The sequence below is a fragment of the Cytobacillus sp. ABV4_503 genome (assembly GCF_056158445.1).
Map to the genome: position 1 here is coordinate 4,385,803 of NZ_JBSWTH010000001.1, position 11,386 is coordinate 4,397,188.

Annotated in this window: 9 protein-coding genes and 1 pseudogene; 3 read left to right on the forward strand and 7 right to left on the reverse strand. The window is 39.1% G+C overall.

From position 1 onward, the window contains the following. Window positions 1–2 precede the first annotated feature (2 nt). From ACXAD1_RS22045 to ACXAD1_RS22055, 3 genes and pseudogenes are all read right to left on the reverse strand, one after another. The gene (locus ACXAD1_RS22045; protein ID WP_474910996.1) at window positions 3–665 is read right to left on the reverse strand and encodes a hypothetical protein; all 663 of its coding nucleotides are present in this window, start codon (window positions 663–665) and stop codon (window positions 3–5) included. A gap of 172 nt (window positions 666–837) precedes the next feature. Continuing rightward, on the reverse strand, window positions 838–1,632 hold the full coding sequence (locus ACXAD1_RS22050; RefSeq protein ID WP_474910997.1) for a DUF4309 domain-containing protein: 795 nt from the start codon (window positions 1,630–1,632) through the stop codon (window positions 838–840). 140 nt (window positions 1,633–1,772) lie between these two features. Further along, window positions 1,773–2,045 (reverse strand): annotated as a pseudogene (locus tag ACXAD1_RS22055) (multifunctional 2',3'-cyclic-nucleotide 2'-phosphodiesterase/5'-nucleotidase/3'-nucleotidase); the annotation flags it as partial. A gap of 118 nt (window positions 2,046–2,163) precedes the next feature. On the opposite strand from ACXAD1_RS22055, the gene ACXAD1_RS22060 reads away from it, so the two are divergent. The 3 genes from ACXAD1_RS22060 to ACXAD1_RS22070 all read left to right on the forward strand — a co-directional run bounded on the left by ACXAD1_RS22060 (window position 2,164) and on the right by ACXAD1_RS22070 (window position 5,590). Further along, window positions 2,164–4,029, forward strand: a complete 1,866-nt coding sequence (locus ACXAD1_RS22060) for an LTA synthase family protein (RefSeq protein ID WP_474910998.1) — start codon at window positions 2,164–2,166, stop codon at window positions 4,027–4,029. Between the two features lie 141 nt (window positions 4,030–4,170). Beyond that, a complete protein-coding gene (locus ACXAD1_RS22065) occupies window positions 4,171–4,320 on the forward strand; it encodes a hypothetical protein (protein ID WP_474910999.1) in 150 nt (49 codons plus the stop codon). Window positions 4,321–4,480: 160 nt separating this feature from the next. Next, a complete protein-coding gene (locus ACXAD1_RS22070; protein WP_474911000.1) occupies window positions 4,481–5,590 on the forward strand; it encodes an acyltransferase in 1,110 nt (369 codons plus the stop codon). Window positions 5,591–5,632: 42 nt separating this feature from the next. Here the strand turns inward: ACXAD1_RS22070 and ACXAD1_RS22075 are convergent, their stop codons facing one another. From ACXAD1_RS22075 to ACXAD1_RS22090, 4 genes are all read right to left on the reverse strand, one after another. Continuing rightward, window positions 5,633–6,583, reverse strand: coding sequence for a DUF3298 and DUF4163 domain-containing protein (locus ACXAD1_RS22075; RefSeq protein WP_474911001.1), 951 nt, complete (start codon window positions 6,581–6,583; stop codon window positions 5,633–5,635). Between the two features lie 75 nt (window positions 6,584–6,658). Continuing rightward, window positions 6,659–8,119: a serine hydrolase gene (locus ACXAD1_RS22080; RefSeq protein WP_474911002.1), complete on the reverse strand. Its 1,461-nt coding sequence runs from the start codon at window positions 8,117–8,119 to the stop codon at window positions 6,659–6,661. 224 nt (window positions 8,120–8,343) lie between these two features. Then, window positions 8,344–10,047: a methyl-accepting chemotaxis protein gene (locus ACXAD1_RS22085; RefSeq protein WP_474911003.1), complete on the reverse strand. Its 1,704-nt coding sequence runs from the start codon at window positions 10,045–10,047 to the stop codon at window positions 8,344–8,346. 266 nt (window positions 10,048–10,313) lie between these two features. After that, window positions 10,314–11,363: a LacI family DNA-binding transcriptional regulator gene (locus ACXAD1_RS22090; RefSeq protein ID WP_474911004.1), complete on the reverse strand. Its 1,050-nt coding sequence runs from the start codon at window positions 11,361–11,363 to the stop codon at window positions 10,314–10,316. Between the last annotated feature and the right edge of the window lie 23 nt (window positions 11,364–11,386).

An 11,386-nucleotide genomic window follows, 5' to 3' on the forward strand; every position in this document is an offset into this window, starting at 1 on the left:
CATTATATAAGTTTTTCAAATTCAAGATAGTAAATGGTAGATGTCATGATCCATCCAACCAGATTAACAATTATCACGATCAGCAGGATCCACTTGGGGCTTCGCGGCGAAAATGCCTTAAGGTTCATATATTGGAAGAATATGACCCATACTTGAAAAAGGGTGATGGTGCCAGCCAGGTGAATAAGCAAACGGCTATCTGTCAAATATTGCGCCATCACACCCAAGCTGAAAGGTGAGGACGCCCTATCAAGACCAAAGCTAATCTGAAGAACAAGCGTCAGGCCTTTTTCTATTAATAAAACAGCTAAAACAAAAAGCTGCATAACTAGCAATTTAACAAATTCTGTATCCATTAAGGTCCAATAAAAAATGGCTGGGATAAAGAATATTAGGAGCGCAAAAACAATTCCCCACAATATTTTTCCAATGCCTATGAATAGCTTCTTCGTTTCCAATTCTTCATTGGATACATTTGAAATTTCATTAGATACAATATCCATGCCATATCCTGTATAAGCTGCCGCCAGATAAATAATGGCCCCAGCAGCCAAGAGCAGCAGGAATCTTATATAAAGCCCGGTAATTTTCTCTGCTTTTGCCAATTGATAAAGATAGGTATTTGGATAGAGGATTCCTTTTATAAGCTGAACATGGTATGACATTGCTGTTCCTCCGTAAATGAACTTTCTTTTATTATATAAAAGATTGTAATAATTGCCAGTAAAGACTCGAAATTTCTAGAAATTAGTCAATTGCTCACAAGCAAAAGAAAAAGTGCCGCACAAGGCACTTTTAAAATAGATATAGAATATTTTTAATGCTCCTACTATTAAACTATTTTTGCTGCATCAGGTGTATATATATTAATCTTTCTTTGCCCTCAGGTCCGCTGAAAACAAAGTATATTAAATTGCTCCCCGTTTTATAGACGAGATTCCATGTTCCGTCTTTTTCGGAATATTCTTCTCTATAGATAGACTCGCTTCCCAGCCTATTTTTTACAAACAGGGGTGATATATCGGTTACAGAGTCAACTAAATACTTTGAAGATAATATCTCTTTTCCGTCCGGCAATACAGTAAAATAAACATATTTCTTTCCGTACTGATAATATCTTGAGCCTTCAAACAGACCTTCATCATATGGCTCGCCCAACTTGCTCTTTACATCGCCAATCGTATTCCTGTTAATAATAAAATCCTGCCCTTTCAGCTTTCCGTTCGCCGCATCTGTAAGAAGGTCTGATTTTATCATGACCAGATCAGCCATTTGCCGTTTCTTTAGAGCCGAAGGAGTTTTGTAAAATACATCAGACGAGTTCTTTACATAAACACCTGCTCCTACGCCATAATAATAGGTACCATCGATGATTTCATAGGAATAAACCCGATATGTATTACCTTTCTTTAGAGTGCCTGACGGCTTGAGGCTACCGCTGCTTTCTTTAATTAGCCTACCTGTATCTTTAAGAATAGTAACCTTGCCAATTTGGCCTTCTACTAACCTGGCATCATCCCAGATAACCGACGGCCTTGTATCATTTGAAGCTGCTGAGACTTCATCAGATCCTCCCATAATCCCCAAAAACCCAGAAGCAATAAGGAAACTTGAAATCAAAACTTTTTTCATTAATACCACCCTTTCATTACTTATATTTCAATAATATTACAAAATTATTACAAACAAAACCCTTATTCTGTAAAATAGGAAAAAAATACTGTATATAAATAGGGAAAGCTGCCTGTCTAATTGGCAGCTTTCCCTCAGATTTATTTTCCATTCAATTCTTCAAGCTTCTTTTTGGATGGAGTTTCGTACTTCACATACCCCTTCATGTTCGTGATGTAATGTCCAGATCCCACCCCATACTGGCCAAAGTAATTAGAGTCATAGTTGTAGACGCGGTAAACCTCGCCAGGCTTTAACACACGTACAAACTGAAGCTTGTTTTCAGCTGTGCGTTTCCAAAGGTTAATAGGTTTTTGAACCATAATGCGTCCAATTTGGCCTTTGTTCATCAATACGCCATCCCAATAAACTTTTAAAAGTCCTATTTTAATGGATTCGACAAACCCGCCACGAATGGTGTCAGATTATTTTTATTAATTTTCTGTAAATTAAGTGTTAAGATTTTGTAAAAGGCTTTTGAGGTGGGGGAAAATGAAGTTAATAAAGAAGCACTATCCGGCTCTCCTGTCTTTAGCTTTGCTGGCAGGTTTTTTCAGCTTTTGCTGGGCGTTTAAAACCTTTTACTTTATCTATGAATTAGAGCTTAACCCGCATAAAAAACTGATATTATTATCTTCTTGCGGGCTGGGATCAGTACTGGCAGGGTTGTTTTTTTTCAGTAAAAAGAGAATCCAGACAGCTCTGGCCTTAATTGTTTACCTGCTTCTCTCGTTCCTTTTATATGCAGATGTACTTTATGAACGTTATTACGATGCCATTTTACATATCCAGCTATTGCAGCAGGCCAATCAGCTGGGGGATGTTAAGGACTCGATAGCCTCACTTGTTTACGTTAGTGATATCTGGTACTGGATAGACATCCCTGCCGCTATATTGTTCCTTTATATTTTTTCCAGGAAGGCCAGGAACGGCATGCATCCATTCATCGGATCGGCTATGTTTGCCGCAGGCTCTGCTTTTATTTTATTCGCTGCCTTTTATCCGCTGAAAGATACTTTTTCTGATCAATATAAGGTTTCCCTTACAGGTATCCTGCCAGCCCATATCTATGATCTTTCAAGAACCTACTATAATCAGGCTGCAGCCAAAGAAGTAACCGCTGAGGAAAAGACTGAATTGGAGATTCTGGAGGATTATTTCAAAGAAAAACAGGAGCTCTTAAAAGCATCCCCCTACTACGGAATGTTTGAAGGAAAAAATATTATTATGGTGCAGGCTGAATCACTGAATGATTTTCCAATTGGCTTAAGAGTAAATGGCGAGGAAATAACCCCGCATCTGAATGATCTAATCAGCGTCAGCCATTATTATCCGAATATTTACCTTCAAATTGGCAGAGGCAATACATCAGATGCTGAGTTTGTTGCAAATAATTCTTTATATCCAATTGCAGATATGGGGGTTTATAAAACCTATCCAAAAAATAATTTCATCTCGCTTCCTCAAGTGCTGAAGAAGGAAGGATACACAGCGCATGCTGCCCATGGAAATTCACCTGAATTCTGGAACCGCCGAATGGCATATCCTAACCAGGGTTTCGATAATTTTTACAGCACTGAACATATAAAGATTGAAGAAGATGAAGTTATTGGAATGGGCGTTTCGGACCGAAGCATGTTCAATCAAATGATTGATATTTATAAGGAAGAGGAAAAACCATTTTACAGCTTTATAGTCAGCCTGACCAATCATCGGCCTTTCGACATGCCGGGTAAATATCAATCTCTGAATCTCCCTGCAGAATTTGCAGATACATTAATCGGCAACTATCTGCAGGCTACTCATTATTTTGATAGGTCTATCGGTTACCTTATTGAAAAATTAAAAGATGAAAAAATGTGGGATGATACAATCTTTGTAGTTTACGGAGATCATTACGGGCCTATTCCAAAGGATAAGGAAGAGATTCAGCAGCTGCTTGGCGTAAGCTTCGATCAGAAAGAACAATTCAATGTCCCGCTGATTATTCACCATCCAGGACAGACTACAGCTGTTAAAAATGAGGTTATAGGCAGCCAAATGGACATCTTTCCTACTCTTGCATCCCTGGTTGGCATCGAACAGCCGCTTGCACATTTGGGGTCATCGCTCGATATCCCAAAAGAAGGCTTTGCCGGTTTTGCCTATGAAACGACGCCATACTCCTACTATTCGGGAGAATATGATTACGCTGCTTCACATAATGGGGTATTTCAGGATGGTATTTGCACAGACAACAAAACCGGAGAAAAAGTGTCAGTTAATGCCTGTAAAAAAACGTATGAACAGCTTGCAAAGGACATTCAACTGTCTGAATTTCTGCTGGAGAATAATTTAATTGGGGAATTGTTTAAGTAATTCGATGGATTCCAGCAAAATCTGTGCATGATAGCGCAGATTTTGTTGGAATTTTTGTTGTTTTAATCTATTAAAAAGGCGGTATATACGTAATAACTAAAAATTGGGATTTGAAATTTTTTAAAAAGGAGTTGTTTTTCGATGAAAATTAAAGCAGGCAGTTGGAGTTTATTATCCCCTCAGGACAAATTGTTTATCTTAGAGGCAGTAAGGAGCCGCTCGAAAAATCGGAAGCAGGAAGAACAGGCTCCATCTCAAGAATCGTACATCCAATTATCATTTGATATATAAAGATTACTGCTGTAAATTTTTTTAGTATTTCCCTATCTTTGGATGCTTTATTAACAGAAAGCTACTTTATCATTAAAGTATGATAACATTGAGGACGAGCCCTTTTTTTTCATATACGATGTAGTGGTAAAATTCCTTACTACTGCAAGGATGTGAAGACATGGGCAAATCAAAAGCACATATTCAAGAGATCCACTATTTGCGGGCTATTGCCTGCATATGGGTATTATTAGTTCACGTTTCAGCCTCCTTTTATTTTGAGAACGGCGAAACATACAATGAATTCACTCTTTTTATCAATCAAATAAGCCGATTCGGTACACCTATTTTTGCTCTGATCAGCGGGTTTCTTCTCTTCTACCAAACCCGTACACGAGGCTTTAAGTTAAAGAAATTTGCTGTGAGCCGTTTTACGAAGATTGGTGCACCTTTTATATTTTGGAGCATTTTCTATCTCCTGTTTATGTATATAGTTCAAGGAACAAATCCTTTGGAATCAGGGAAAAGACTGTTCCTGATCAACTTTGCATTCGGCAATGCCTTTTACCATTTATACTTTATGTCAATTGTTTTTCAGTTTTACCTGCTGTTTCCGCTCCTTCAGCTATTCCGCTCAAAAAAGAGCTGGATTTTCTTATTAGCAGGTTCAATCTTAATCAATCTATATTCCTTAAAGATGTATAACCCGGGACAGTTTGAAGGGATCTGGCAAATCATTCTCAGCCAGCGTGCCTTTCTGCCAGCCTGGATATTCTTCTTTATTTTTGGAGGATTTTTAGCTTATTATTGGGAGCCGCTCAGCCAGTTCTCAAAAAGAAACAAGAAACTATTAGGTGCTGGTGTCGTAATTATTACCGTTCTGGCTGTCGTGGAATATAAAATCATCGGGTCCATTCCATCCAACCGGGCAACCAATATGATTAATATCCCAATTATCACTCTGTTTATGATGGGAATTGGGGAAGATATAAAGAAAATTAGCTGGTTGGAAATATGCCTTTCGAAAATTGGAAGCCTCTCGATGGCAATCTATCTTGTCCATCCATTTGTACTCTTAACCTTCCAATCACTCGCACCAAAGAGTATTTGGAGTACAATTAATCTCCCGTTTGTTTTTGCAGTGATTCTATTAGGAACTATCGGTGTGATTAAAGTGATACAGCTTCTGCCTTATAATCAGTATTTGCTAACAGTGCCTAAGGCCAAGGACAGAAAGACTGAAAAGGTAAAGCATCTAAAGAAGCTGGAGGCGAAATCGAATACAGCGTGAGTATCAAAAGCCCTAATTCAGAATTTGAATTAGGGCTTTTTCTTATCTAAAAATCTTATATGGCACTTTTACTTCCGGCATTCCAGCTGCATACGGTGCAACTTCATATTCATAGAACTTTATGGCAATGCCATTGCTTGTAAAATAAAAAGGTCTATCATTGTCAAGCGTTATATCATTGATGTCCTCAGCAAAGAACATTTCTCCCCGTGCTGCCCGATTTTTGATGTCAATGACTGCATACTTTTTAATTTTGTTTCTGGCGGTGCTGGTTTTGGCCACATCGAACATCTGCAGCTCAACACCCTTAAACAGGTCAAAATTATAAGATGTTACTATTGACATCCCGTGTGCACCGCCTGTGTACATATAATCATAAATCAATATACTTAAAAGATTGTTCTCATTATATTTGATTTCATAGGAAACATTATATTCATAGTTGTACATCCACTCTTCATCTTCCGGTACGTGATAACCATGGTCATAATAGTAATCCCAGCGGTGCTCTTCCTCTTCATCCTCAAGATCTTGGGCATTTGCGTAGGATTCTTCAAAATGGGTTTTAATAATGGCATTGATGCGGTCTTTAGCACCATTGTCCACCAAGCTTGTAATCTGTGGATAAGCAAAGTCACCAGCATACTTTTTGGTAAAGTTCACTCCCAGTGCCTGAACTTTTATTTTGGATGGTGTTTCATATTTCACTTTGCTATCGCGGTCTATGTAATAGCCTCCGCCTAATCCAAGCTTGCCTGGAAGGAATGTATAGATTCTATATTTTTCCCCTGCCTTCAGTGTTCTGGAGGGTGTCTTTTTAGATCCATCCCACTTGTATAATTCAGTGTTCTTTAATACTGTCAATCTTCCAATCTGGCCTTGTTTCAGCTCTGCTCCATCCCACATCACCTTGGCACTGGCGCCACTTGGCATAGAAACGAAAAGAAGAAAGAAGGAGGCCAATACCATAACAGCTATTTTTGCCTTTTTCATCGGATACCTCCAGAAATTAGAAATAAATTCATTTTAAGGATATCACAGGACAAGTATAAAGCACTATACGAATATTCATTGAATATCTAAATCATTATATTTATCCTGCAAAGCCTTTTTTAAAACAGAATCAGAAACCTGTGACAGTTTTGACTCAAAATAAACTTTTCCTTTCTCAGCACCTGCTTGATTCTGAGCAGAAAGATCACTTTTGATCTGAGCAAGAACCCTATTTAGTGTGACAGCCATCCTGTTATCCTCAAGTATTTTTTCCGCAGGGTCTTTATACTGCACAAGAACAGCTTCTCGTGTAGTTTTTCCATGCACTTTATATAAATATTGAGCCTGCCTTTTTATGAGTGATGATAATGAATGATAAGAGGCTTCCATCTTATCCAGGTTCCCCGCGTTCTTGTAAGATTCCAATTCCTGCTGCTTTACGGTAAGTTTTTCACCGGCCGTAATTCCGTCTATAAAGTTCATAGCACGCTCTCTGGTCATTTCAATATTATTAAGCTTTGGCGAATAGGCTTTTTTATGCATATCAGATAAGGCAGCAAAAGCTTTCTTTGCCTGATTTAAGCTATTTCCCGTTTGATTATATGCAGCATACGGTTTAACTGTTACTTTCCCTTCATAATCAACAAATATCTGTCTATGGAGTGCTGAACTTGCTCTCTCCGCATCAGAAAGATGCTTCAAAAAAAGATTGATAGATGAATTAATATGATATGCATGTACTCTTCCAGCCAAAGAAGATATAAATTTAACATCCTGTTTCACTGGAATTCCCGTGGTCATGATCACCAGGATATATGGCTGATCATCCATAATAATAGCAGCATCATTATAGATTAAATCCTTTGGAATATAGCCTACCTTATGGGCGACTTTGTTTGAAGCCAGGCCAGGTGCGATTGTTTCTTTATATGCTGTATTAGCAAGCAGATTCAATAGTTCATTTCCATACTTAGGGTTTTTTTCAGCAAAATTCCACACCTTTTTTAGGTATACCGATAAATCGTTTGCAGATGTGACATTCATACCGGAAGGATAAACGGTTTTCCCACCCAGTGACTTTGCATAATTAATGAAATTGCTCTTTCCAACCTTTTCACGCAGCATAATGAAAGCAATATTGTCTGAGTACACGATACACTTTTTCAGCAAATCACGAATCGTATAAGAAGTACCGACCCGATCATTTTGGATAACACCGCTGCCTCCGTAATAGTGATGAGAGCGGTAAGTAAGCTTTTCATTTAAGTTAATTTTACCTTTGGAAGCCAAATCATATACAAACAGCGCTAAAGGCAGCTTTATCGTACTCGCCGCAGGTCTTATTTTTGAAGAATTATAGGAATACTTTTCCCCTGTACTTAAGTTCTCATAATAGATAGAGATATTGGGATAAACTTTGATTGACGGCTTTACATACGAATCAATCCCATTTGTGCCTGCAGCTTTAGCTTCAAATGTCACCATACTTTGAAAAAACAGCATCAATACAAGTAAATAACAAGCTATCTTTTTCATTTTCTCTCTCCGCTCTTTATTTTTTAGTTCTATTAAACTATAAATTGGTAATGTTTACTATATAAATCCAACAAAATACCGCCTTTTCAGCTGCTGCTGGCCTATTTGCAAGAAATCGAATCTATTTGCAAAGCTGCTTATTCTATTTGCAGAATCACCTATGCTAGCTGCAAAACCACCATATAGCCTAAAAAACCGCGATGAAAAACATCGACGGTCCCCTGCTACAATTTAAATTTCCCAACCAGCCCATTAAGCTCTTCTGCCATTTGCGAAAGTTCCTCAGAACTTCGGGATACTTCCTCCATACTGCTGCTTGTCTGCTGGGATGAAGCAGATGTTTGTTCAATCCCGGCAGCTGCTTCTTCTGAAACAGAAGCAATTTCCTCAATGGCTGCACCCATTTGCTGGCTTTTTCCGGCCATGGTTTCCATTTTTTCTGTGATTGATTGAATGCTGCCCGCCATTTCATGTATTGCAGTGCTGATTTCAGTAAATGTTTCACCGGTTGTTTTAATTTGGCTTGTGCCTTTCTCAACCTCCTTATAACCGCCCTGCAATGAATCTGCGACATTGGCGGATTCAGTCTGTATGCTTGAAACAATGCCAGTTATATCTTCTACTGATACAGTTACTTCTTCCGCAAGCTTCCTTACTTCATCTGCAACAACCGCAAAGCCGCGGCCCTGTTCGCCTGCACGTGCTGCTTCAATTGCTGCGTTCAGTGCCAATAGATTAGTCTGGCCCGCAATATCCTTAATGACTGATACAAGTTTTGAAATTTCCTGTGATTGCGCATCCAGGCCTTTCATTTTCTCCACACCATCTTGGACAATCCGGTCAACAATACTCATTTGCTGAATCGAAGCCGACATTAGCTGACTGCCTTTTTCGGTCATACCTATGACCTTCCTTGAAGATTCAAACACAGCTTCTCCACTTGAACTGACTTCCTGCATATTATCTGAGAATGTCTCCATAAAAGATGAGAGATTAGAAGCATGTGTTGCCTGTGCTTCTGATCCGGATGCAAGCTCCTGCATGGTAGAGGCAACCTGCTGGGATCCTGCCTTCACTTCCTCAGCTGACTGTGAGAGTTCCTCACTCTGGCTGCTCACTGTCTGCGATACCTCGTAAACCTGCTGAATCGTCATTCGCAAATTATGGCTCATGGCATTTACAGCCCCTGCCAGATGCCCAATTTCATCTTTTCCTCTGTATTGGATCTCCGGAACATCCAATTCTCCATTTGCGATGCGATTTGTTATACTCACAACTTCATTCATACTGCGCGATACCATTCGGCTGATTAAGAATGTGATCAATGCCCCGAGTATAACCGCGGCAAGCATAGAAATAATGAGAGTATTAAAAGTGCGGAATTGGCTTTCCTTTGTGCCTTTTACCGCCTGTGCCCGCTCTTCATTCACAATAACCAGCAGCTCGTCTAACAATTTGACGGTTTCAAGCTGGATTTCGCTCGCCTCGCCTGCAAACAGCTCGCTCGCTTCCTTATCTCCTTTATCCATTGCAGGAACAAGTTTTCTAAAAAAGATATCATTTAACTTTTGATCTTGAGCCACTATTTTATCAAATATAACCAGCTTCTCTTCCGTATCCATATTTTCTCTTATCTGAGCTTCCAGTTCATTAAATTGTTCTCTTCGATCCTGAAATTCATCCATGAACTTTGTTTCTGGCTTGTATAAGTATTCAAATACCCTGATGGCTTTCGCCCGGGTAAGCGACCCCATTTCTGTAATCTGAACAGCCCGGTCTCCACGCTTCTCCAATGCACTTACATTATCGCCAATATCCTTAACTAAACCTAAAACGATTGCTGCTGCAATACCGAATAGGATAAAAACAATCAGAAGTGCGCCTCCGTACTTCCACCCGATCTTAATGTTTCTCAGTTTGTTCATCATGCTGGCTCTCCTTTTTATTTGTTTAACACTTTACACAGATTGTTTATCGGCAAAAAATCAAATTTATCTAGGTATTTTTTCTTATTAATATAATGATTTCAAATCATGAATCAATTAAAAAACCTAGCTGGTTAGTCAGCTAGGTAATAAGCATAATTGTATTAGAATTAATAAATATTTAAAGACTTAAAAAACTGATAAAGAAAGGAAGAGATAAGAAAAGCTGATTATTCCACCTTTTTTCAATTTAATCCAATCCTGCCGATTCACCTATATTTCCCAAACCCAAGTGTGGATTGTCTTGTTACAAGACGAATATCCAGCGAGGTTTCATCAAGGAGCGATTTATCGTTCTCTAATCCCTCAATTTTACGAATAAGTTTGTTAGTGGATACGACCCCGATGTCATAAATTGGCTGTTCTACTGTACTAATTTCCGGTTCTACCATTTCGGTTAGCTTGATTCCGTCAAAGCCGATTATAGCGACTTCCTTTGGAACCTGGTAGCCCATTAGCTTAAGAGCTTTGAGACAGCCGATCGCCATTAAATCATTGCCCAGGAATATCCCATCGACATCCTTATGCTGATTCATAAGGATTTGAGTTAGCATCTTGCCGCTTTCTAATGTAAAGTCTCCCTCGTAAACGATAACCGCATCCTCTGGCGATGCCATTCCATCCCTCACGGCCCTATCAGTGACAGTCTCCACATATCCCCGTTTCCGTTCAGACGATGGAGGGAACGACTTCGGCCCGCTGATATGGGCAATCTTCTTGCAGCCTACCTCAATTAAGTGATCTACAGCCAGCTTGGCACCTTTATAGTTATCTAATCCTATCGAGTCAAAGGTGTTATTTTCAGCTGCCCGGTCAATTCTTACAAAAGGTATTTTTAATTTTTCAATAGCCTTTATGACCTTTTCGCTCATTTCAAACGATGCCAGAATAAAACCATCGACATACCGGTTTTGAAGCTGCGTCCAAAAATGATTATCGTCCATATCCCCGACTTGTGTATTTACTAAGATGATGCTATATCCCTTTGATTTCGCCACTTCTTCAATTGCCACGACAAGCTCCGGAAAAAAGGGGTTTGTAATATCAGGGATAATCAGGGCAATCGTCCGGGTTTTCTTTTTCGCTAATCCTCTCGCGATTTCATTTGGATGATAATTTAGACGCTCCATCACTTCTCGTATCTTTAGCTCCGATTTTTGACTGATATATCCATTATTGTTTAAATACCTGGACACTGTCGCTACGGATACGCCTGCCTCCTTTGCAACATCTCGAATGGTTATTTGTTTCTCTCTCACGAAAATTCTCCTTTGAAAGGATT

Excerpts from the sequence above, each read along its gene's own strand:
- ACXAD1_RS22070 (WP_474911000.1), top strand. The coding sequence starts at position 4,481 with ATGGGCAAATCAAAAGCACATATTCAAGAGATCCACTATTTGCGGGCT.
- ACXAD1_RS22050 (WP_474910997.1), bottom strand. The coding sequence starts at position 1,632 with ATGAAAAAAGTTTTGATTTCAAGTTTCCTTATTGCTTCTGGGTTTTTG.
- ACXAD1_RS22045 (WP_474910996.1), bottom strand. The coding sequence starts at position 665 with ATGTCATACCATGTTCAGCTTATAAAAGGAATCCTCTATCCAAATACC.
- ACXAD1_RS22085 (WP_474911003.1), bottom strand. The coding sequence starts at position 10,047 with ATGATGAACAAACTGAGAAACATTAAGATCGGGTGGAAGTACGGAGGC.
- ACXAD1_RS22075 (WP_474911001.1), bottom strand. The coding sequence starts at position 6,583 with ATGAAAAAGGCAAAAATAGCTGTTATGGTATTGGCCTCCTTCTTTCTT.
- ACXAD1_RS22065 (WP_474910999.1), top strand. The coding sequence starts at position 4,171 with ATGAAAATTAAAGCAGGCAGTTGGAGTTTATTATCCCCTCAGGACAAA.
- ACXAD1_RS22060 (WP_474910998.1), top strand. The coding sequence starts at position 2,164 with ATGAAGTTAATAAAGAAGCACTATCCGGCTCTCCTGTCTTTAGCTTTG.
- ACXAD1_RS22080 (WP_474911002.1), bottom strand. The coding sequence starts at position 8,119 with ATGAAAAAGATAGCTTGTTATTTACTTGTATTGATGCTGTTTTTTCAA.